This is a genomic window from Pseudomonas sp. MF6396 (genome assembly GCF_002018915.1).
In the GTDB taxonomy this organism is placed as follows: Bacteria; Pseudomonadota; Gammaproteobacteria; order Pseudomonadales; family Pseudomonadaceae; genus Aquipseudomonas; species Aquipseudomonas palmensis.
Genome location: NZ_MVOK01000044.1, coordinates 1 through 22,314, shown reverse-complemented (window position 1 = coordinate 22,314; position 22,314 = coordinate 1). Strand labels below are relative to the sequence as shown.

Annotated in this window: 21 protein-coding genes and 1 pseudogene; 18 read left to right on the top strand and 4 right to left on the bottom strand. The window is 67.1% G+C overall.

Features of this window, described 5'->3' with window-relative positions:
• Nucleotides 1-10 precede the first annotated feature (10 nt).
• The 3 genes from MF6396_RS26820 to MF6396_RS26810 all read left to right on the top strand — a co-directional run bounded on the left by MF6396_RS26820 (nt 11) and on the right by MF6396_RS26810 (nt 4,364).
• A complete protein-coding gene (locus MF6396_RS26820) occupies nt 11-2,443 on the top strand; it encodes a TonB-dependent siderophore receptor (protein WP_078481940.1) in 2,433 nt (810 codons plus the stop codon).
• 113 nt (nt 2,444-2,556) lie between these two features.
• On the top strand, nt 2,557-3,753 hold the full coding sequence (locus MF6396_RS26815) for an MFS transporter (RefSeq protein WP_078481939.1): 1,197 nt from the start codon (nt 2,557-2,559) through the stop codon (nt 3,751-3,753).
• A gap of 62 nt (nt 3,754-3,815) precedes the next feature.
• Nucleotides 3,816-4,364 (top strand): cupin domain-containing protein, encoded by a 549-nt coding sequence (locus MF6396_RS26810; RefSeq protein WP_078481938.1) that lies wholly within the window; start codon nt 3,816-3,818, stop codon nt 4,362-4,364.
• 66 nt (nt 4,365-4,430) lie between these two features.
• Here MF6396_RS26810 and MF6396_RS26805 read toward each other — a convergent pair whose 3' ends face one another.
• Nucleotides 4,431-5,921 carry a DASS family sodium-coupled anion symporter gene (locus MF6396_RS26805; RefSeq protein WP_054915142.1) on the bottom strand — a complete coding sequence of 497 codons (1,491 nt, stop codon included), beginning with the start codon at nt 5,919-5,921 and terminating at the stop codon, nt 4,431-4,433.
• 439 nt (nt 5,922-6,360) lie between these two features.
• Here MF6396_RS26805 and MF6396_RS26800 point away from each other — a divergent pair, with 439 nt between their 5' ends.
• Nucleotides 6,361-6,690 (top strand): hypothetical protein, encoded by a 330-nt coding sequence (locus tag MF6396_RS26800; protein WP_043859774.1) that lies wholly within the window; start codon nt 6,361-6,363, stop codon nt 6,688-6,690.
• Between the two features lie 132 nt (nt 6,691-6,822).
• Here the strand turns inward: MF6396_RS26800 and MF6396_RS26795 are convergent, their stop codons facing one another.
• From MF6396_RS26795 to MF6396_RS26785, 3 genes are all read right to left on the bottom strand, one after another.
• A complete protein-coding gene (locus MF6396_RS26795) occupies nt 6,823-7,125 on the bottom strand; it encodes a hypothetical protein (protein WP_043859775.1) in 303 nt (100 codons plus the stop codon).
• A 216-nt stretch (nt 7,126-7,341) separates the two neighbouring features.
• On the bottom strand, nt 7,342-7,530 hold the full coding sequence (locus MF6396_RS26790) for a hypothetical protein (protein ID WP_043859776.1): 189 nt from the start codon (nt 7,528-7,530) through the stop codon (nt 7,342-7,344).
• A gap of 138 nt (nt 7,531-7,668) precedes the next feature.
• Complete coding sequence (locus MF6396_RS26785; protein ID WP_043859777.1) at nt 7,669-7,989, bottom strand: YbjQ family protein; 321 nt, start codon at nt 7,987-7,989, stop codon at nt 7,669-7,671.
• Nucleotides 7,990-8,166: 177 nt separating this feature from the next.
• On the opposite strand from MF6396_RS26785, the gene MF6396_RS26780 reads away from it, so the two are divergent.
• From MF6396_RS26780 to MF6396_RS26715, 14 genes and pseudogenes are all read left to right on the top strand, one after another.
• Nucleotides 8,167-8,550, top strand: coding sequence for a hypothetical protein (locus MF6396_RS26780; RefSeq protein ID WP_408004359.1), 384 nt, complete (start codon nt 8,167-8,169; stop codon nt 8,548-8,550).
• 120 nt (nt 8,551-8,670) lie between these two features.
• Nucleotides 8,671-9,459, top strand: coding sequence for a hypothetical protein (locus MF6396_RS26775; protein WP_058541250.1), 789 nt, complete (start codon nt 8,671-8,673; stop codon nt 9,457-9,459).
• A 63-nt stretch (nt 9,460-9,522) separates the two neighbouring features.
• On the top strand, nt 9,523-10,428 hold the full coding sequence (locus tag MF6396_RS26770; RefSeq protein WP_043859780.1) for a transporter: 906 nt from the start codon (nt 9,523-9,525) through the stop codon (nt 10,426-10,428).
• 14 nt (nt 10,429-10,442) lie between these two features.
• A complete protein-coding gene (locus MF6396_RS26765; protein WP_078481941.1) occupies nt 10,443-11,189 on the top strand; it encodes a DUF2092 domain-containing protein in 747 nt (248 codons plus the stop codon).
• Nucleotides 11,186-11,749, top strand: a complete 564-nt coding sequence (locus tag MF6396_RS28865) for a hypothetical protein (RefSeq protein ID WP_078481936.1) — start codon at nt 11,186-11,188, stop codon at nt 11,747-11,749. Before MF6396_RS26765 ends, MF6396_RS28865 begins: the two co-directional genes overlap by 4 nt.
• 25 nt (nt 11,750-11,774) lie before the next feature.
• Nucleotides 11,775-12,752 (top strand): AAA family ATPase, encoded by a 978-nt coding sequence (locus tag MF6396_RS26755; RefSeq protein ID WP_078481935.1) that lies wholly within the window; start codon nt 11,775-11,777, stop codon nt 12,750-12,752.
• A gap of 9 nt (nt 12,753-12,761) precedes the next feature.
• Nucleotides 12,762-13,712, top strand: a complete 951-nt coding sequence (locus MF6396_RS26750) for a DUF58 domain-containing protein (protein WP_043859762.1) — start codon at nt 12,762-12,764, stop codon at nt 13,710-13,712.
• Nucleotides 13,709-14,200, top strand: coding sequence for a DUF4381 domain-containing protein (locus MF6396_RS26745; protein WP_078481934.1), 492 nt, complete (start codon nt 13,709-13,711; stop codon nt 14,198-14,200). The genes MF6396_RS26750 and MF6396_RS26745 overlap by 4 nt, the downstream gene beginning before the upstream one ends.
• Complete coding sequence (locus MF6396_RS26740) at nt 14,187-15,191, top strand: vWA domain-containing protein (protein WP_078481933.1); 1,005 nt, start codon at nt 14,187-14,189, stop codon at nt 15,189-15,191. Before MF6396_RS26745 ends, MF6396_RS26740 begins: the two co-directional genes overlap by 14 nt.
• Nucleotides 15,181-16,752 (top strand): annotated as a pseudogene (locus MF6396_RS26735) (VWA domain-containing protein). Before MF6396_RS26740 ends, MF6396_RS26735 begins: the two are co-directional and overlap by 11 nt.
• Complete coding sequence (locus MF6396_RS26730) at nt 16,749-18,074, top strand: BatD family protein (protein ID WP_078481932.1); 1,326 nt, start codon at nt 16,749-16,751, stop codon at nt 18,072-18,074. The pseudogene MF6396_RS26735 and the gene MF6396_RS26730 overlap by 4 nt, the downstream one beginning before the upstream one ends.
• Nucleotides 18,071-19,087, top strand: a complete 1,017-nt coding sequence (locus MF6396_RS26725) for an HAD family hydrolase (RefSeq protein ID WP_078481931.1) — start codon at nt 18,071-18,073, stop codon at nt 19,085-19,087. The genes MF6396_RS26730 and MF6396_RS26725 overlap by 4 nt, the downstream gene beginning before the upstream one ends.
• A gap of 78 nt (nt 19,088-19,165) precedes the next feature.
• Nucleotides 19,166-20,755, top strand: a complete 1,590-nt coding sequence (locus MF6396_RS26720; protein ID WP_043859768.1) for an arylsulfatase — start codon at nt 19,166-19,168, stop codon at nt 20,753-20,755.
• Nucleotides 20,756-20,908: 153 nt separating this feature from the next.
• Nucleotides 20,909-22,314, top strand: a 1,406-nt coding sequence (locus MF6396_RS26715; RefSeq protein ID WP_177346355.1) for a fused MFS/spermidine synthase, incomplete at its 3' end; no start/stop codon positions are given.

The following is a 22,314-nucleotide window of genomic DNA, read 5'->3' as shown; positions in this document are numbered from 1 at the left end:
GGCCGCCGCCATGGCCGCCAGCGTGCTGCCAGCCCCCTCGGCGATGGCCGATGAAGTCAGCAGCAGCCGCACGGCCTACAACATTCCGGCCGGTTCGCTGGCCAGCGTGCTCGGCGCCTTCGCCGCCGCCAGCAGCCTCAACCTGTCCTACGACGCCGCCCTCACCCGCGGCAAGCAGAGCCCCGGCCTGCAAGGCCAGTACGCCACCCTCGACGGCCTCAGCCGCATCCTGGCCGGCAGCGGGCTGCAAGCCTTCCCACAAGGCGACGGCAGCTACTCGTTGCGCCCGGCCCCCAGCAGCAACGGCGCCCTGGAACTGGGCGCCACCAACGTCGACGGCACCCGCACCAGCAGCACCGGCGACAGCACCGACAGCTACACCGTGCGCAGCGTCAGCATCGGCAAGGGTCAGCATTCGCTGCGCGAAACCCCGCAGTCGGTCACGGTCATCACGCGCAAGATGATGGACGAACAGAACCTCACCAGCCTCGAACAGGTGATGGAGAAAACCCCCGGCATCACCGTTCACGACTCGCCCATGGGCGGCAAGTACTTCTACTCGCGCGGCTTCATGATCGCCGGCCAGTACCAGTACGACGGCGTACCGCTGGATGTGGGCGGCAACTACGTGCAGGCCAACAGCTTCTCCAGCGACATGGCCTATTACGACCGCGTCGAGATCATGCGCGGCGCCGCCGGCATGATGAAAGGCGCCGGCAGCTCGGCCGGCGGGGTCAACTTCATTCGCAAGCGCGGCCAGGACAAGGCCGCCACCCACGTAACGCTGTCGGCCGGCACCTGGGACAACTACCGCGCCCAGGTCGACACCGGCGGCCCGCTCAACGACGCCGGCACCCTGCGCGGGCGCGCCGTGGTCGCCCAGCAGGACCGCAAGTACTTCTACGACATCGGCGAGCGCGAAGACCAGGTGGTGTACGGCGCACTGGACTACGACCTGAACGAGGACACCACCCTGGGCGTGGGCCTGGCCTACGAAAAGCTCGACGCCAAGCCCTGCTGGCAGGGCCTGCCGCGCTACAGCGACGGCAGCGACCTGAAGCTGTCGCGCTCCACCTGCCTGGGCGCGTCGTGGAACCACTGGGACAGCGAGCGAACCAGCCTGTTCGCCGACCTTACCCACCGTTTCAACGCAGACTGGGCGCTCAAGGTCGCCTCGATGTACACCCACAACGACCAGAACATGCAATACGCCATGGGCGAAGGCACCGTGCCGGTGGGCAGTACCCAGGGCGCCTCGAAGCTGTACTCCGGGCTGTTCGACTACGACCAGGACGACTACGGCTTCGACGCCAACCTGGACGGCCATTTCCAGGCCTGGGGCCTGGAGCACGAGATCATCGTCGGCGCCAACGCCAGCCGCTCCAAGGGCCGCGACCGCTACGAACTGATCAACCTGACCGAGCTGTACGGCGTTACCCAGAACCCGTTCAACCCCAACCCGCACATCCCCAAGCCGGGTGACTCGGTTTACGAGAAGGAGTCCTACCGCGGCGGGCCGATTCCGGTGACCTCCGACACCCGTCAGTTCGGCACCTACGCCACCCTGCGCCTGAAGCTGGCCGAGCCCCTCACCGCCGTACTCGGCAGCCGCGTCAGCTGGTACCGCAACAGCAGCGACAGCTACACCCGATACTGGAACTACTGGCAGCCCAACCGCAGCCAGGAAAACGGCCAGGTGACGCCGTTCGCCGCGTTGATCTACGACCTGGACGACACCTGGTCCGTTTACGCCAGCTACGCCGACATCTTCCAGCCGCAAAGCACCTACGCCAAGGCCGACGGCAGCTCGCTCAAGCCCAAGACCGGTGCCAGCTATGAGGTGGGGGTCAAGGCCGAGTGGTACCAGGGTCGCCTCAATGGCGCCTTCAACCTGTTCCGCAACACCGAGCAGGGTCGCGCCGAGGCTGACTACAGCACGGTATGCGATAGGTCGTCCGACGGTTACTGCTACACCGACAGCGGCAAGGTGCGCGCCCAGGGCTTCGAAGCCGAGCTGAGCGGTGAACTGATCGAGCGCCTGCAGGTGCTGGCCGGCTACACCTACACCCAGGTCGAATACCTCAAGCGCATCGACGACACCCGCCAGGACGCCACCTTCACCGCCAGCTACGTGCCCAGGCACATGGCGCGTGTATGGACCAACTACGACCTGGACGGCGCCCTGCAGCGCTGGAGCGTGGGCGGCGGGGTCAGCGCGCAGAGTGCCAACCACTTCGTGGACCGCAACACCAAGATGGTGCAGCCCGGCTACGCCCTGTGGAGCGCCCGCATCGGCTATCGCCTGGATGACAACTGGAGCCTGGCCCTCAACGGCAACAACCTGTTCGACAAGCACTACTACAGCAGCGTCGGCGCCGCTGGCTGGGGCAACTTCTATGGCGAGCCGCGCAACCTGATGGTGACCCTGCAAGGCGACTTCTAACCCACAGCAACAAGGCTGAAGTCAATTAAATGATTATTACTATCGTTTACAGGCTTTAGCCTTGGGGACAGCTGCGGCACAATGGCCGCCTTGCTCCTCTGCCTTGGATAGCCATGAACACCGCCCAGCAACCCCCGCTGCTCAAAACCCCCGCCTTCGACCTGCGTCCGCTGATGGTGGTCAACATGGCCTGCACCATGGCGATGATGGCCTTCGTCGCCCTGATCGGCCCCATCGCCCGCGTGCTGGGCCTGGCAGCCTGGCAGGCGGGCGCGGCGGTCACGGTAGCCGGGGTGGTGTGGATGCTGCTGGCGCGCCCCTGGGGCCGGGCCAGCGACCGCTTCGGTCGCCGCCGGGTGCTGCTGGTGGGCACCGCGGGGTTCACCCTGGCCTATTGGGCCCTGTGCCTATTCATCGATGGCGCGCTGCGCTACCTGCCGGCCACCTCCCTGGCCTTTGCCGCACTGGTGATCGGCCGCGGCCTGATCGGTGCGTTCTATGCCGCCCTGCCGGTCGGCTGCGCCGCGCTGATTGCCGACAACATGCAACCGCAACAGCGCGCCCGCGCCATGGCCTCGCTGGGTGCGGCGAACGCCGTGGGCCTGGTGATGGGCCCGGCACTGGCCGCGCTGCTGGCGCGCCACAGCCTGAGCCTGCCGTTCTATGCGATGTCGGTGCTGCCACTGCTGGCATTGCTGGTACTGCAGTTCAAGCTCAAGGGTCAGGAGCTGCACCTGAGGCAACCGCCCCGCCCCGTCAGCCTGACCGACCCGCGCCTGCTTCGCCCGCTCACGGTGGCCTTCGTGGCGATGCTGTGCGTGTCGCTGGCGCAGATCACCGTAGGCTTCTTTGCCCTTGACCGCCTGGGCCTGGCGCCTGCCGATGCCGCCCAGGCGGCGGGCATTGCCCTGACCATGGTGGGTGCGGCGCTGATCTTCTCGCAGGTGCTGGTGAGCAAGCTGCAATGGCCGCCGCTGCGCATGATCCGCGTGGGCGGCTGCATCAGTGCGCTGGGTTTTGCCAGCGGGGCCCTGGCCGACAGCGTGGGCATGCTGTGGGCGTGCTACTTCGTCGCTGCGGCCGGCATGGGCTGGGTGTTCCCGGCGTTCCAGGCGCTGGCGGCGAACGCGGTGGATGCCGGTGAACAGGGCGCGACCGCAGGCTCTGTGGCCGCGGCACAGGCCCTGGGCACGGTGATCGGGCCGCTGGCCGGCACCCTGATCTATGCCCTGGACCCGCGCCTGCCGTACCTGATGGCCGCCTTGCTGCTGCTGTTGATCGCCTTGTGGCCGGTGCCTGCACGCCAGTAGGCGGGTTCGGCGACGGAATGTGTTTTAATGCGTCGCCCATTATTTTTGACATCAAGGCGGCTATGGACACGGGGACACGACTCAAACTGGTACGTGAACGCACCAAGCTCTCGCAACGGGAGCTGGCCAGGCGCAGCGGCCTGACCAACTCGACGATTTCACAGATCGAGCAGAACCGCGTCAGCCCATCGGTGAGCTCGTTGAAAAAGCTGCTGGAAGGCATCCCGATGTCGTTGGCGGAGTTCTTCAGTTTCGACGAAGCGCCGCGCGAAGAACGCTTCGTGTTCCGCGCCAACGAGCAGCCCGACCTGGGCAGTGGTGGCTTGCGCAGGCTGCTGGTCGGCGCCAGTGTCGAAGGTCGGCAGATGCGCATGCTGCGCGAGCTGTATGCGCCGGGCGCCGACTCCGGCGAAGAGCCGATCGTGCACACCGAGGGCGAGGAATGCGGCCTGGTGACCCGTGGCACCATCGAGTTGCGGGTAGACGGCCAGGTCAGCGTGCTGAACTCCGGCGACGGCTACTACTTCCCCACCACCCTGCCCCACAGCTTCAAGAACATCGGCCAGGACGAAGCCGAGATCATCAGCGCCAACACCCCGGCGAACTTCTGATGAGCATCGCTGCAAGCGGCAAGCTGGCTCGGCCTCGCTTGCCGCTTGCCGCTTGCAACGGCCCTTCTACATCCAGCCCAGCCAGTGCCACCATGTTGCGGCGAACACCAGCATCAACCCGTACCCCACCAGCGTCACCACGATCCCGACCTTGGCAAACTGCCGCGCGTTGAAGGTTTCGGTACCCAGGCACACCATGTTCTGCGGTGCGTTGATCGGCAGGATGAACCCGTAGCTGACCACAAACCCCAGCACCATGGTCATGCCCAGGCGGCTGAAATCCCCCGGCAAGGTCTGCAGCACCGCGATCAGTATCGGCAGCAGCGCCGAGGTCAGCGCCGTGGCACTGGCAAAGCCCAGGTGGATCACGATCAGAAACGCCGCCAGAATCGAAAACACCCCCAGCGTGCCCAATTGATCCAGCCCGGTATTGGCCACCACCTGCCCGCCCAGCCATTGCCCGGCCTGGGTGGTCAACAGGGTGGTGCCCAGGCTGATGCCGACGCCGAACACGATCACCGTGCCCCACGGAATACGCGCCTGCACATCCTTCCAGGTCATCACCCCGAAGCGCGGCAGCAACAGCAGCACCAACCCGGCGTAGGTGGTCGAGGTGGTGTCGAAGTGATGCAGCTTGCCCTCGGTGGCCCAGGCCAGCAACAACAGCAGCGACACCCCCAGCAGACGCTTCTGCGCCCCGCTCATCGGCCCCAGCGCCTGCAACTGCTCGGCCACCGCCGCCTTGCCGCCGGGAATGCTGTCGCTCTCGGGGGGCAGCATCCTGAGCACCAGCACGATCAGCACCACCGACATGATCAACGCCCACGGCGCCCCGGCGATCAGCCAGTCGATCCATGACACCCGTGCACCGAGCATCTTGTCCATGAAGCCGACCGTCAGCAGGTTCTGCGCGGCTGCGGTCTGGATGCCGATGTTCCAGATGCTGGTGCCCTGGGCCACGATGATCATGATGCCGGCGGCGATGTTGGAGCGCTTGTTCACGCCGAACGCGGCGATCACGCCCATCATGATCGGCACCACGCAGGCACTGCGCGCCGTGGCACTGGGCACCACCAGGCTGAGCAGGATGATCACCACCATCGCCCCCAGCAGAATGCGTCGGGTGCTCACGCCCACACGGTTGAGCGTGACCAGCGCGATGCGCCGGTCCAGCCCGGTGTGGGTCATCGCCGCTGCGATGAACAGGGCCCCCACCACCAGCGCCAATGCCGGGTTGGCAAAGCCCGTCAGGGCCATGCTCACGGCTGCCGACGAGCCGTAGATCACCGACGGGTCGGCAAGGGTCGGTGCGGTGCCCAGCAAAAATGCCAGCAGCGAGGTGATCATGATCGCACTGGCTTCGTACGACACCGCCTCGGTGATCCAGATCACCACCGCAAAGGCCAGGATCGCCAGCACGCGGTGACCGGCCACCGGCAGGTCGGCCGGCAGCGGCAACAGCAGCACGCCGACCAGCGCGACGATGCCCAGCAGCAGGCCCACGGGCAACAGGGGTTGAGCGCCAGGCGCTGCGGGAGGATTGGCGGGGGTACTCATGGGCAGGACTTCTTTGGCAACAAAACAGGCCCCTATCATCCCCAGCGCCTGGCCGGTACGCGCTGACCCGGGTCAATACATGGCCAAGACGCCCTGACCAGAGCTCTTTGTAGGACATTCCAACAGCCTGTGGCGCAGCGACCCGTAAGCTCGAAAAAGACTGACCGGTCATTTGTAGTGAATAAAAAAAATCACTACAAAACCTATTGACGGCATTCGTTGCCCCTTGCATGATGAGGCCGTCTCCCTGATCGGGAGCGCTGGCAAAGGGTGTTCCAGACAGTTCGAGCGGTTTCGGGCTGTCCGTGGAGAGGGACTGTCCAAAAGGCAGAGTGAAGAAAGCCCCTGTTGCGACGCTGCTGTAGCAGCCTTGGTAGATCGCTACATGAAGTAGCGCAGGTTTGAACTCACCAACGACGAATAGGTAATAGGGGGCTTTATGATCAACTTGAACAACCAACCCACCATCGACCAATTGGCTCAGCTGTTCGCTGCCCGCAAGGACAGCCTCGATGACCACCTGCTGTGGGTCAGTGCCACAGGTGACGTGCACATCGACAAGATGCCGCCGCACACTGTCGAAGAGGCGATCGATGCGAAGCGTGAAATGCGCGCCCGTTTCAGGATGTTCCGCCGTGGCAAGGGCTACGTCGGCAAGAAGGCAGCGGCAGACACCGCGTTTGTCGCCAAGGTGCTGGAGACCCTGCAACAGGAATGGCCCGCCATCCGCGAGCGCCAGGACGTGAAGGTGATCGACCGGCTGTGCTGAGCCAGGCGAATTGAAAAAGGCGACCTCCGGGTCGCCTTTTTTATGCGTGCCTTATCGCCTCATCGCGGCTCTGGCTCGCCCCACCGTCTGCGCACATTCCCTGTGCGCCACGACAGGGCGTAACCGCAGGCATCAGGCCTGACGACGAAACCGCGGGTGCTCCATCGGCACGGCGTCGGTGGCCAACGCCCGGGCCCGGTCCACACCGCGCACCAGCGCACGGCTCATGGTTTCACCCGGGCACGAGGGGTAGTACTCCTCGAACAGCGCCTTGCCCCGGCGCCCGTACACCCCCAGGAACATCTGCGTGGCCCCGGTGCGCGACAACCGCACCTGCACGTCGATGCTGGTGCCATCGCTGAGTTCTTCGTCATGGCTGCGGCTGTGCAGCTGAGAGTCGGCCCACGCCCAATAAGTCTCTTCCCTGATGCGCATCGCACTGCTCCTTGTTCGTTCGAACCGACAGTAAGGCATACAACCGCCAAGGGGGCTAGCGACAGCCGTCGCCCCATTGAGCGAGGCCAAGAAAGCCGCATAAAACGGCAGATTCAGCGTACCGGTCGTCTGTTTGCGAAATAGCCTACAACCCGCATGAAAAAGCCCCACACACCGCAGCACAGGCTGGATGGCGGGGCCTCTTCGGCGTCGTGGCTACTTCTTGCGCAGGCCCGGCAGAAACCGGCGGCGCTCGCTGCGCGGTGGCACCGTGGAGCGCACACGTACCGGCGCGTCTTCCAGGGTCATGTTGGCAAACCCCAGCTGGAACGCTGCTTGCCCGCAACGCACCTGGCTGTTGATGGGAAACTCGTCACCATCGTCTTCGAAATACGATTCCTTCATACCCGGCTCCCCTGCTGTGGATCACTACCGGCACGCAGATGAATGCCTAGGAAATAGTGACCTGTTGCTTTCAGAGACTAGCCGGACATTTGAAGACTGCCTGGTCACTTATTGTCGCACCCGACCAGTGGCCTATGGCTACCTGAGTTTGACCGCGGTGCCGGTGACGAACACCACCACCATGCCGCCACGGGCCGACGGCATGCTGATTTCGTAATCCAGGCCGATCACTGCATCGGCCTGCAGGCTGCGGGCGCGCTGGCGGATTTCGTCGGTGGCCTGGATGCGCGCTTCTTTCAGGGCGCTTTCCAGGGTTTGCGAACGGCCGCCGAAAAAGTCGCGAAAGCTGGTGAAGATGTCGCGTACCACGTTGATGCCCTGCACCGATTCGGCGCTGACTACATCCAGGTAGGCCGCGACTTCGCGCCCTTCGACAGTGCCAGTGGTGGTGAGGATCATTGCGTACTCCTGAGCGTTGTCGGGGCATGCCCCGACCCAAAAGAACACGATGGTAACAAACCCGCACTTTCGCCGCCCGTCACTTGCGGCCCGCCCAAGTGCGGCTATTTTCATTGGAACGTTGTTACAGCGTATTAATACTTCGGACGGAGTCGAAGCATGTCGATACCACGTTGCATGAGCGTTCTTGCATTGGGCCTGGTGCTGGCCGGGCTGGCGGGCTGCAGCAGCATCGATGCCCGCACCACACAATACGTCGGGGCGCCCCATCCTTCGCCCACCACTGCGGCTACGGTCGAGGTACTGCGCAGCGAACCGACCCGCCCCCATGTCCGCCTGGGCGAGATCGTGGTCGATGCCAGCGTGTCCCCGCCGCCACCGATCACCGACGTGGAGCAGAAGCTGCGCGAACAGGCCGCCAGTATCGGCGGCGACGCCGTCGTGGTGGTCTACGACCGCATCCAGCCGGTTTCGGCCTATGTCAGTGGCCCGCTCTGGGACCGCGATATCCGCTCCATCGACGGACGCAAGCTCAAGGGCATCGTCATCAAGTATCAGTGACCCTGTGGTCGCCGGTGGTGCCGGCGCCAGCGTACGCGCCCATTCGCCCCCTGGGGCCCCTGCCTCGCTGGCAAGGCCGGCCCCTGCCCAGAAGCGCAACATTGAACAGGCACCACCGTCATGCAAAGGACCACCGCCACTTGTCTCGTGCTGCCCTGCGCCCTGCTGTTCCTGCAGCACGCCCTGGCGGACAACGCCGAAACCGCCAACAAGAGCAACAACCCGCTCAACCTGGCACCGGGCCTGAACCTGCAGGACTACTACACCCCCTCGGTGTACGACAGCAACGTGCATACCAACGATTTTCTGGTGCGCGGCACCCTGCCGGTCGCCCCTGGCGAACTGCTGCCGGTACCGCAACTGCTGCGCGCCACCCTGCCCATCAGCACCCGACCCGACCCCCACGGCGGCTACAGCACCGGCATCGGCGACCTCAACCTGTTCGACATCTTCCTGCTCAAGACCGAAGGCGTGCAGTTGGGCATCGGCCCGCAGCTCACCGCCCCCACTGCCGAGCACGACGAGCTGGGCACCGGCAAGTGGCAGGCGGGGCTGGCGGCGGTGGCCATCGACGCCTCGCCACGCGGGCTGCTCGGTGCGCTGGTGCAGTACCAGAGCTCGTTTGCCGGCGACCATGACCGCGCCCACGTCGAAACCGCCACCCTGCAGCCCTTCATCATCCACAACCTGCCCAAGGGCTGGTACCTGCGCTCCACCGGCACCTGGACCTTCGACCTGAAGAACGACACCCACTACATCCCGCTGGGGCTGGGCGTGGGCAAGGCCTGGAAGGCCGGCAGCAACATCCTCAACGCCTTCATCGAGCCGCAGTGGACGGTGGAAAAGAAAGGTGACGGCCTGCCGCAGTTCACCGTGTTCGCCGGCCTCAACGTGACCTTCGGCAAGTAGCCAGCCCATGACCGGACCCTCCGGCAGCCAGCACCCTGTGCGTTCAATTGAAGGAGCACCACCATGCATACCCGACCTGTCCTGCGTTACCTGCCGGTGCTCGTGCTCAGTGGCGCGCCGCTGCTGGTGCAGGCCGACAACGCGCGTGACTGGCAGAACATCCCGATCGACCTGAACATGGTGTTCGGCTACTACAACCGCATCGACACCAACACCCCGATCGACACCGCCCTGCCCATCGACGGCCTGTCCCTGGATGCCGACCTCTACATCCTGCGCCTGGCGCGCTCGTTCAGCATCGACGGACGCAACAGCGCGATCCAGCTGGTGCAGCCATACGCCGACGTGTCGGCCTCGTTCGACGATGCACGTTTCTTCAATGGCACCAAGCACAACGGCGGCATGGGCGACACCCAGATCGTGTTCGCCCACAACTTCTTCGGCGGCCCGGCGCTGACCGCCGAGGAGTTCGCCAGCTGGACCCCGGAAACCTTCATGACCGGCGCCGTATGGCTCACCGTGCCCAATGGCGACTACGCCAAGAACCGCGTCATCAACATCGGCGCCAACCGCTGGGTGGTCAAACCCGAAATCGGCTTCGGCCACCCCATCGGCCCCACCTGGCTGGAGGTCAACACCTGGGTTTCGCTGTTCGGCGACAACGACGACTACCTGGGCGACAACAAGCTGGAGCAGAAACCGCTGTATGCCGTCGAAGGCCACTACAGCTACACCATCAACCGCGGCCTGTGGGCTTCCCTCGACGCCACCTACAGCTTCGGCGGCGAAACCCGCATCAACGGCGAAAACCAGGACAACAAGCAGGCCAACACCCTGGTCGGTGCCAGCCTGGGCTTCATGCTCTCGCCGCAGTTCGGTGGCCTGATCGCCTACACCGACACCGTGTCCGAACGTACCGGCTCACCCGATGTGAACACCTGGACCTTGCGCCTGAACTACGCCTGGTAGCCATGGGAGGCCTGATGAAGCGTTCGCACCGACTCACCTGCCTGGCCCTGCTGGCCCTGTTGCCGGCCCTGGCAAAGGCTGCCGACCCGCTCGACCCCAGGGCCCTGGCCGCGCTGTCGAACATGGGCAGTTACCTGCACCGCCTGCAGGCCTTCAGCCTGAGCACCCGCAGCGAAACCGACCAGCAACTCGACAGCGGCCCCACGGTGACCTTCGCCCACCACACCCAGGTGCTCGCCCGCCAGCCCGACAAGCTGTTCGTCAGCGTCGACCAGGGCTCGGCGGCGCGCCAGTTCTTCTACGACGGCAAGCAGTTCACCCTGTATGACGGTCGTCACGGCTACTACAGCAAAGGCACGGCGCCGGCGACCATCGAGCAACTGCTCGGACAACTGAGCGAGCGCTACGCCATCACCCTGCCGCTGGCCGACCTGTTCCGCTGGAACGCCCAGACCGCGAAACAGGTCGGCATCACCCAGGCCACGCTGATCGGCAGCGAATCCCTCGACGGCCAGGCCTGTACCCACTACGTGTTCCGCCAGCCCGACATCGACTGGCAACTGTGGCTACGCGAAGGCGCGCAGCCGTTGCCGTGCAAGCTGATGATCACCCGCCGCGACGACCCCGAGCGCCCGCGCCACAGCGTGACCTTCGACTGGGACCTGAGCACGCCCATCAACCCGGCAGCCTTCGACTTCACCCCGCCGGCCAAGGCCGTGGCGGTGCCGCTGCGCGAACCGAACGAGGGCCGCCAGCCATGACGCCACTGCGTACCTGCCTGCACCTGGGCCTGAGCGCCTGCCTGCTGACACCGCTGATGGCCGACGCCTGGCAACTGCGCGGCGGCGGTGGCGGGCGTACCTTCGTGGTGCCCTATCACGCCGGGGGCGGCCATTTCGCCCCCCCGCCGCCGCATTACCAGCCCATGCCGCACCCGATGCCCCCGCATCCGCAGCCGATGCCGCCCCACCCGGCGCCGCCTCCGCATCCGCAGCCCGGCCCTGGGCCGCACCCACCGGGCCCGCCACCGCATCCACCGGGCCCGGGCCCTCACCCGCCCGGCCCCGGCCCGATGCCGCCACCACCGCCACCGCCACCGCCGCACCCGGACGACTGGTATCACCCCTGGGCCGCCGCTGCCGTGGTCGGTGCCACCACTGCCACGGCCATCGCCATCGGCACCCAGGTGGCCGAGGTACCGCCGGACTGCGTGTCGGTGGTCGCCAACGGTGTGGCCTACCAGCACTGCGGCGCCACCTGGTACCAGCCGCAGTACGTCGGCAGCAACGTGCAGTTCATCGTGGTGCCTGCGCCATGGTGAAACCACCCGACCCAAAGGAATGCCCATGAGCGCCCTCACCGACATCAATGCCCTGCACGCCGCCATCGCCGCCTCGGTGCTGGGCCAGGACCAGGTGATCCGCCAGATCCTGGTGGGCCTGCTGGCCAACGGGCACGTGCTGCTCGAGAGCCTGCCGGGCCTGGCCAAGACCCGCACGGTCAAGGCCCTGGCCCGGCACCTGGATGCACGCATGAGCCGCATCCAGTTCACCCCCGACCTGCTGCCCTCCGACATCACCGGCGCCGAGGTGCTGCAACAGGTCGAGGGCCAGCACCAGGTGCGTTTCCAGCCCGGCCCGCTGTTCGGCAACCTGATCCTGGCCGACGAGATCAACCGCGCCCCGGCCAAGGTGCAGGCGGCGCTGCTCGAAGCCATGGAGGAGCGCCAGATCACCGTAGCCGGCACCAGTCACAGGCTGCCCGACCTGTTCATGGTGATCGCCACCCAGAACCCCATCGAGCAGGAAGGCACCTACCCGCTGCCCGAGGCGCAGATGGACCGCTTCCTGATGAAGGTGCTGCTGGATTACCCCGCGCCGGCCGATGAAGGCCAGGTGTTGCAACTGCTGCGCCAGGAGGAACAGCGGGCGGCGGCCAAGGCGGCCAGCGACAGCTTCAGCCTCGGCCAGGAGGTGATCTTCCAGGCCCGCCGGGAAGTGGCAGCCATTCACGTGGCCCCGGCCATCGACAGCTACCTGATCGCACTGGTCAACGCCACCCGCCACCCCGCCGACTACGACGCCGACCTGGCGCGCTGGCTGCAGCTGGGCGCCAGCCCACGCGGCGGCATCGGCCTGGACCGCTGCGCGCGCGCCGATGCCTGGTTGCTGGGCCAGGACTTCGTCTCGCCCGACAACGTGCGCGCCATGCTCCACCCGGTGCTGCGCCATCGCCTGCAACTGAGCTACGACGCGGTGGCCGACGGCGTGACCAGCAGCGAGGTACTCGACCGCCTGCTCGACAAGGTGGCCATCCCGGCCTGAGGACCGCATATGCCAGCACCGGCGCAGCAACCCGACGGGCACGTCTACGTATCGCTGGCGCAGCTGATGGCGCTGGCGTTCGATGCCCGCGGCCTGAGCTTTCTGGCGCGCCAGCCCAGGGCCAGCGTGCTGGCCGGCAGCCACGCCTCGCGCCTGCGCGGGCGCGGCCTGAACTTCGACGAGCTGCGCCGCTACCAGCCCGGCGACGACCTGCGCCATCTCGACTGCAGGGCCAGCCTGCGCACCGGCACGCCGGTGGTACGCACCTTCACCGAAGAACGCGACCGCCCGGTGCTGGTGGTGCTCGACCAGCGCATGTCGATGTTCTTCGGCTCGCAGGTCAGCTTCAAGTCGGCGCTGGCCGCGCAACTGGCCGCGCTGTGCGCGTGGATCGCGCTGGCTGCAGGCGACCGGGTCGGCGCCCTGCTGTTCGACGACACCCGCATCGAATACCTGGCGCCGCTGCGCAGCCGCAGCCGGGTCCAGGCGATCTGCGCCAGGGCCGCACAGTTCAACCAGGCGCTGTCGGCGGATGTACCCGATGGCGATGCTGCGCACGGCCTCGACACAGTCCTGCAGCGCTGCCTGGCGCTGGCCGCGCACGACTGCCTGATCTGCTTCATCAGCGACTTCGCCGGTGCCGGCGAACGCACCCTGCATCAGTTGCGCCAGCTGCGTACCCACAACGACGTGATCGCGTTGCAGGTCTACGACCCGCTGGCCCTCGACCTGCCACGCCAGGGGCGCCTGCTGGTGACCCAGGGCCAGTTGCAGGTGGAGCTGGCGGTGGAGCGGCGTCAGGTGCACAAACCCTTGAGCGAGTTTCTCAGTGGCCGCCTGCACGACGTGGCGCAGATGCTGCGCCGCAGCCAGGTGCCGCTGCTGATGTTCAGCACCGCCCTGCCTGCCGCCCAACAGCTGCGCATGGAACTGGGCAAGCTGCGCAGGCCACCGGCATGACCGCGCCAGTGTCCAGCGTCGACCAGCTCAAGGAGCTGGCGCTGCCGCCCGCCGTCAGCTACTGGCCACAAACCTGGGGCTGGGCGCTGCTGGCGGCATTGCTGCTGGCCGGGCTGGTGCTGTGGGCGGCGCTGCGCCTGCGCCGCTGGCAGCGCGACCGCTACCGCCGCCAAGCCCTGGCACGCCTGCGCCAGCTGGAACAGGCAATGGCAGATCAAACCCGGCGCGTGCAGGCCCTGCGCGAAGTGCCCGAGCTGCTCAAGCGCGTGGCCCTGTCGATGCCCGAGGCTCCGGCCGTTGCCCCGCTGCATGCCGCCGACTGGCAGGCGTTTCTGGTGAGCCATTCACGCACCCCGCTGCCCGCCGACTTCGCCTGGCAACTGGCGCAGCTGGCCTATGCCCCCGACAGCCGCCTGCACGAAATCGATGCGTCAGCGCTGTTGGGCTACAGCCGCGCCTGGGTAGAGCATCATCATGTGGCAGCTTGATTACCCCTGGCTGTTGCTGATGCTGGCGCTGCCCTTGCTCGGCTACCGCTACCTGCCGCCCTATCAGGAAGCCCGCAGCGCCTTGCGCGTACCGTTCTTCGAGGCCATCAGCCAGGCCACCGGGCAGCGTCCGCGCCTGCCCGGCACCCGGGCCAATCGCTGGCAGCTGCTGTTGCACTGGCTGGTGTGGGCACTGCTGTGCCTGGCCGTGGCACGCCCGGTGCTGGTCGAGCCCCCCATCGAGCGCCAGGCACCAGTACGCGACCTGATGCTGGCCATCGACATCTCCCAGTCGATGCAGACCGTCGACCTCAAGAACGCCGACGGCAAACCGGTTTCGCGCATCAGCGCGGTCAAGGCGGTGGTCGCCGACTTCATCGCCAGGCGCCAGCAGGACCGTCTCGGCCTGGTGGTGTTCGGCAGCGGCGCCTACGCCCAGGCACCGCTGACCCTGGACCACGCCAGCCTGTCGATCCTGCTGCAGCAGACCGACGTCGGCATGGCCGGGCCCAACACCGCCATCGGCGATGCCATCGGCCTGAGCCTCAAGCTGCTGGAGCAGGCTCACGAGCCGCAGAAGGTGCTGATCCTGCTGACCGACGGCAACGACACCAGCAGCGCCATCACCCCCGCCCACGCCGCCCAGATCGCCGCGGCCCGCGGAGTGGTGATCCATACCATCGGTATCGGCGACCCGCAGGCCGAAGCCGAGGCCAAGGTCGACCTGCCGACCTTGCAGCAGATCGCCACCGTCACCGGCGGGCAGTTCTTCCGGGCCCAGGACCGCGATGCCCTGCAACAGGTGTACGCCACCCTCGACACGCTCACCCCGCACGCGGTGAAGACCTACAGCCACCAACCCAAGCGCGACCTGTTCTGGCTGCCGCTGGGCGCGGCCCTGTTGCTGCTGACGCTGTACCACCTGCTCGCCCTGGCGGCAGCGTGGTGGCGCAGGCGCCTGCCAGTGGAGGCGCCCGCGCATGGACATTGACCTGAACAACCTGCACTTTCTGCGCCCGCTGTGGCTGTGGCTCTGGCTGCCCGCCGTGCTGCTGGTGCTGGCCTGGCGCCGCCAGCGCGGCCAGGCGCTGAACGTGAGCATTGCCCCGCAACTGCTGGCGCACCTGCGCATGGACGGCCACGACCGGCACCGCATTCGCCCCATACACCTGCTGGCGGCCCTGCTCGCACTCGGCGCACTGGCCGCTGCCGGCCCCACCTGGGAGCAGGACCGCCCGCAGTTTCTCGACAACCGCGCGCCGTTGATCCTGGCCCTGGACCTGTCCGGCTCGATGGACGCCAGCGACCTCTCGCCCACCCGCCTGGAGGCCGCCAAGCACAAGCTGCACAGCCTGGTGCAACGCCGCCAGGGCGCAGCCACCGGGCTGATCGCCTATGCCGGCAGCGCACACCTGGTGCTGCCCCCCACCCGCGACCCGGCGCTGCTCGACAGCTTCATCCAGGCGCTGGGCAGCGACCTGATCGAACAGCCTGGCAAGAACGTTTTGGCCGTGGTGGCGCTGGCCCGCCAACTGATCGCCGCCGAGCCCGGCCCCGCCACCCTGGTGCTGCTCACCGACGGTGCCGACACCACGCAACTGGCCCCGCTGGGCAAGGCCCTGGACGCCAGCCTGCTGCAGGTACTGGTGCTGGCGGTGGGCAGCAGCGATGGCGGTCTGGTCAGGGGCGCCGACGGTCAGCCGCGCACCGACAGCAACGGCCGGCCGCAACTGGGCCGCTTCGACAAGGCCGGCCTCGAACAACTGGCCAGGGCGCTGGATGCACCACTGGGCAGCCTGACCCCCGACGATGACGACCTGGACTGGATCGAGGCCCATGCCCAGCAGCACTTCGCCGACGCCGACCCGGCCAGCCAGCAGCTGCGCTGGAAAGACGCCGGCTACTGGCTGTGCTGGCCGTTGCTGCTGATCGCCCTGTTGTGCATCCGCCGCGGCTGGAGCCTGAACTGAAGCGCGTGCCTGCTGCTGGGCCTGGTGCTGGCCCCGGACGGGGCGCGCGCCAATGCCCTGGTGGATGCATTCATGACCCCCGACCAGCAGGGTCGCTGGGCCTTCGAACACCACCACCTGCCCGCCGCGGCGGCGCACTTTCAGGACCCTTACTGGAAGGGCATTGCCGCCTACCAAGGGGCCGACTACGACCTGGCGCTGGCCAGTTTCGCGCGCCTGCACACCGCACCGGCCTATTTCTACCTGGGCAATATCTACACCCGCCGCTTCAAGTTCGACCAGGCCATCGCCGCCTATCGCCAGGCACTGGCCCTGCAACCGGGGTTTGCCGAGGCCCAGGCCAACCTCGCCCTGGCCATCGCCCTGCAGAAGGACACCGAGTCGGCGCAGCAGAACGCCCCAGAGGTGCAGGCCGACCAGGTGGCCTTCGACAAGCCGGCCGGCAAGGGCCCGAGCAAGCAGGTGCAGACCCCGCAGGCGACCTCGGACGCCCTGTGGCTGCAGAACCTCACCACCTCGCCCGCGCAGTTTCTCAAGCGCAAGTTCAGCCTGCAGGACCAGGCTGCCAGGGGGGCGCCATGAGGCTTGTCGGCCTGCTCCTGGCCTGGCTGCTGTGCAGCTGTGCGCTTGCCGCCGACCCGCAGTTGCGGGTGCAGGCGCAACTGCTGGGGGGCGACAGCGTAGTGGTAGGTGAAACCGTGCAGTTGCAGCTGGACGTGCTCACCGACACCTGGTTCACCGGCGCCCCGCAGTTGCCGACGCTGAGCGTGCCCGGCGCACTGGTCACCCCGCCCGGCGACCAGGCCCAGCACCTGACCCTGAACCTGGACGGCAGCACCTGGTTCGGCATGCGCTACCTGTACCCGATCACCGTGCAGCAGGCCGGCACCCTGGACATTCCCGCACTGACCGTGACGGCCCGGCCGGGCAATGCCGCGGCCGCCCTGAGCGCCACCACGGCGGCGCTGCACCTGCGCGTACAACTGCCGGCCGGGGTCGAGCCGGGCCAGGCGGTGCTGGTGGCCAGCGCCCTGAGCCTGACCCAGCAGGTGAACCCGGCAAGCAGAACACTCAAGGTGGGTGACAGCCTTACCCGCAGCGTGACCCTGCAGGCCCAGGGCGCGCCGAGCCTGATGCTGCCGGTGACGGCGCTGCAGGCTGTGCCGGGCCTGAGCCTCTACCTCAAGACGCCCCAGGTGCAGGCCCTCGACGATGGCCGTGGCCACGTCGTGGGCGGCCAGCGCATCGACACCGCCAGCTACCGCATCGAGCAGCCCGGCAGCTACCAGTTGCCCGCCGTGCAGGTGCACTGGTGGAGCACCACCGACCAGGCCCTGCGTATCACAACGCTGCCCGCCGTGCCCTTCACCGCCAGCGCCGGCCCTGCCTACACCCCGGTGTTCTCGGTGGCCGACGATCTGCAGCGTCTTGGCCAGCAGGGCCGCCTGCACCTGTCGCGGCACTGGCTCGGCGCCGCTTTGGTGCTCGCGGCACTGGGCCTGGCGTGGCGGGTGTGGCGTAGCCGCGGGCCGACCTGGCTGGCCCGCTGGCGGCACTGGCAGGCCCGACGCCAGGCCCGTCGCCTCGCCTCTGCCGAGCATGCATGGCAACAGGTGCCCGTTGATCTGGCCAGGCATCCGCCGCAGCTCACTGCGCTATACCTGTGGTTCAGGCGCAGCCAGGGCAGCGTGCGCCTGGCCACGGCCGACGACACCACCCTGCTGGCGCTGCTGCGACGCTGCTACGGCGCAGACGGCGCAGACGGCGCGCCCGATACGCTGCTCGCTGCGCTCAAGGCCGAACTTGCACAGCTTCATGCACGGCATTCACCGCGCCAGCCTGCCGCGCCCGCGCGCCACGGCCTGCGCCCGCTCAATCCAATGCAGAACAGGGAGTCGCGATGAAATCCAGTCCGAGTGTTCGTGGGTGGCTGCTGCTGGTATTGCTGCTGCACTGGCCATTGTCGGCCCAGGCCGATGCGCCGCTGCCCTCATGGCATCAGGGCGCCGCCAGGGCCGCCCTTGTGCAGTTCGTCGAAAGCGTCACCCGCGAGGGCGACCCGCAGTTCGTGACCCCCGCGCAACGCATCGCGGTGTTCGACAACGACGGCACCCTGTGGAGCGAACAGCCCGCCTACTTCCAGGTGCTGTTCGCCTTCGACGAGATCCGCCGCATGGCCCCCGAGCACCCCGAGTGGAAGACCACCCAGCCGTTCAAGGCGGTGCTGGAAAACGACCAGAAGGCCCTGGCCGCCGCCGGCATGGACGGCCTGCTGAAAATCATCGGCGTGACCCATACCGGGGTCAGCACCGAAGCCTTCATCGGCCATGCCCGGGCCTGGCTGGCCAAGGCCCGTCACCCCACCCACCAGCGCCCCTACACCGAGATGATCTACCAGCCCATGCACGAGCTGCTCGACTACCTGCGCAGCCAGAGCTTCAAGGTGTACATCGTTTCCGGGGGCGACACCGCGTTCATGCGCGCCTTCGCCGACGAGGTGTACGGCGTGCCGCCCGAGCAGGTGATCGGCTCCAGCTTCGTCACCGAATACCAGCTGGTCGACGGCGTGCCGGCCCTGCTGCGTACCGCCAGGATCGCGCACAACGACGATGGCCCGGGCAAGCCCGAAAGCATCGACGCGATCATCGGGCGTCGGCCGATCCTGGCCTTCGGCAACTCCGACGGCGACCTGCAGATGCTGCAATGGACCGCCGCCGGCAAGGGCCCGCGCTTCATGGGCCTGGTGCACCACACCGACGCGAAACGTGAATGGGCCTACGACCGCGAGTCGCAGGTCGGACGGCTGGACAAGGCGCTGGACGAAGCGCGCCGCCAGCAATGGACAATCGTGGACATGGCGGCCGACTGGGCCCGGGTATTCCCGTTCGAGCCTGCCTCCACACCGCAATCGCAGTGACGCGGTAACGAGCAAAGCAGTGATGCAACCGACATGTCGCCTGCGGGCGGCTCGAATGGCGAAAGGGAGGCAAGTCAGATGACTCGCATACGCAGATGGGCACCGCAGCTCGCGCTGGTCGCGGCCACGGTGATGGGGCTCGCGACAGGGGCGGCAAGTGCCGCCGACAAGCCGAATATCCTGGTGATATTCGGCGACGACATCGGCCAGACCAATATCAGTGCCTACTCGATGGGGGTGGTCGGCTACCAGACCCCCAACATCGACCGCATTGCCAAGGAAGGCATGCTGTTCACCGACTACTACGCGGAAAACAGCTGCACCGCCGGCCGCTCCAGCTTCATCACCGGGCAGACGCCACTGCGCACCGGCCTGTCCAAGGTCGGCGCACCGGGGGCGCCGGTGGGCCTGCAGGACCGCGACATCACCATCGCCCAGGCACTCAAGTCGCTGGGCTACGCCACCGGGCAGTTCGGCAAGAACCACCTGGGCGACAAGGACGAGTACCTGCCGACCAAGCACGGCTTCGACGAGTTCTTCGGCAACCTCTACCACCTCAACGCCGAAGAGGAGCCCGAGCGCCCCTACTGGCCCAAGGACCCGAACGACCCCTACGTGAAGAACTTCAGCCCGCGCGGGGTGATCCACGCCTTCGCCGACGGCAAGATCGAGGACACCGGTTCGCTCAACAAGAAGCGCATGGAAACCATCGACGATGAAACCACCGGCGCGGCCGAGGAGTTCATCAAGAAGCAGGTGGCCGCCGACAAGCCGTTCTTCGTGTGGATGAACACCACGCGCATGCACGTGTACACCCATGTGCGCGACTCGATGAAGGGCCAGAGCGGCATGCCCGGCAACGAATACGCCGACGGCATGCTCGAGCACGATGGCGACGTGGGCAAGCTGCTCAAGACCCTCGACGACCTGAAGATCGCCGACAACACCATCGTGATTTACACCACCGACAACGGGCCCAACCAGTTCTCCTGGCCGGACGCGGCGACCACGCCGTTTCGCAGCGAGAAGGACTCCAACTGGGAAGGCGCCTTCCGCGTGCCGGCGATCATCCGCTGGCCGGGCAAGATCAAGGAAGGCACGGTGTCCAACGAGATGTTCTCGGGCCTGGACTGGTTCCCCACCCTGCTGGCGGCTGCCGGTGACACCGGCGTGAAGGACAAGCTGCTCAAGGGCTGGGCACCGACTGCCGGTGGCAAGAATTTCAAGGTGCACCTGGACGGCTACAACCAGCTGCCCTACCTCACCGGCCAGCAACCCAAGGGCGCACGTGACGAGTTCTACTACTTCAACGACGACGGCGACCTGGTGGCGATGCGCTTCGGCGACTGGAAGGCGGTGTTCTGCGAACAGCGTCGCCCCGGCGGCTTCGAAGTGTGGCAGGACCCCTTCGTGTGCCTGCGCGTGCCGAAGATCTTCAACCTGCGCATGGACCCGTATGAGCGCGCCGACGTGGTCTCTGACCAGTACAACGACTGGCTGGCGAAGAACGTCTACCTGACCGGCATCGCCACCATGAAGGCCTCGGTGTTTCTCGAAACCTTCATCGACTACCCACCCAGCCAGCACCCGGCCAGCTTCAGCGTCGACCAGGTGCGCAAGCAGGTGGACGCGAAGATCGAGGAGAAGATGAAGCAAGGCAAGCAATAGGCGGCAAGCTGCACACGGATGCCTCGTCCCTGACGGGGCATTTTGCCGACTGCGATACCCGCCCAACCCGCCAATCTGCTGCTAGGCTCAAGCACTGGTTGTCCCTCCCGCGAGGGCGTATTCCCAGCACTCACCACAAGGCCCCTTGCCCTGATGCCGGTCGCCAGCCGCTCCTCCCGACACGCCAAAGCCCCCGCCGCCTGCGCTCCACCCCGCACACTGCCCCTGGCAGCGACCCTGCTGCTGGTCTCCGGCAGCGCGGCGCTGATCTATCAGGTGCTGTGGATCAAGCAGCTGTCACTGGTGGTGGGGGTGGAAGTGCATGCGATCACCACCGGCATCAGCGCATTCTTCGCCGGGCTGGCGCTGGGCGGCTGGTGGCTGGGGCGTCACGCCGATCGGCTGCGCCAGCCGCTGCGCCTGTATGCGCTGCTCGAACTGGCCGTGGCCGTGGTCGGCATCGCGGCCACCCTGGCCCTGGGCAGCAGCGCCGGGTTGTTCGCCCGCCTGCAGGGCAGCATCGGGCTGCTGGCCTGGGCGCTGCCGTTCAGCCTGGTTGCCCTGCCGGCGCTGCTGATGGGCGGCACCCTGCCGGTGCTGGTGCGTGCCGTGACCGCGCAAGGGGCAACGGCCGGACGCGCCGGCGGGCAGCTGTACGCGGCCAACACGGCCGGGGCGATTGTCGGCACCCTGCTCGCAGCCTTTGTGCTGATCCCGCTGCTGGGGGTACGCGGCAGTGCCTGTGCCGCCGCCGTGCTCAACCTGCTGGCCGGGGCCGGCGCACTGTGGCTGCTGCGCCTGACACCGGACGTCGAAGCCGACACCGTGGTAACCGCCAGCGCCCCGCGCAGCCCGGCGGCGCGCCTGGCCCTGGCCCTGTACGCGGTGGCCGGGGGCATTGCGCTGGGCTATGAGGTGATCTGGTCGCAGGCCCTGGTGCAGTTCATGAGCACCCGCACCTTCGCCTTTGCGGTGATGCTGGCCACCTACCTGGCCGGGCTGATGCTGGGCAGCGCACTGATTGCCCGGCGCGTGGAGCGGCTGCGCGACCCGTGGGCCACCTTTGCCATGCTGATCGGTGCGGCGGGGCTGCTGGCGCTGCTGGAAATCGCCGGGCTGGGGCGCTGGCGGATCAGTGCGCAGACCCAGGCCGAAGCGCTGGTACTGGGCCTGGGCGGCAGCGCACTGGCGGGCATGAGTGCCCGCTTTGCGGTGGTGGCGGTGAGCGTCGTGCTGCTGCCCACCACGCTGCTGGGGGCGGCGTTCCCGGTGGCGCTGCGCCTGGCCTGCACGCCGGGCCATGCGGGGCGCGACGTGGGCGCGGTGGTGGCGCTCAACACCCTGGGCGGGATTGCCGGGGTGATGCTGTGCGGGTTCGTACTGGTGCCCGCGCTGGGGCTGGTGCGCAGCCTGGGGGTGCTGGCGCTGTCCCTTCTACCCATCCGCCGCCGCCGACGAAGAGGATCAGGTAGATATCGGTGGGATCCGCATCATTTACAATTACAATACACTCCACCAACCACTGACGCCACCATCATCATTACACTGCTCACCATCCA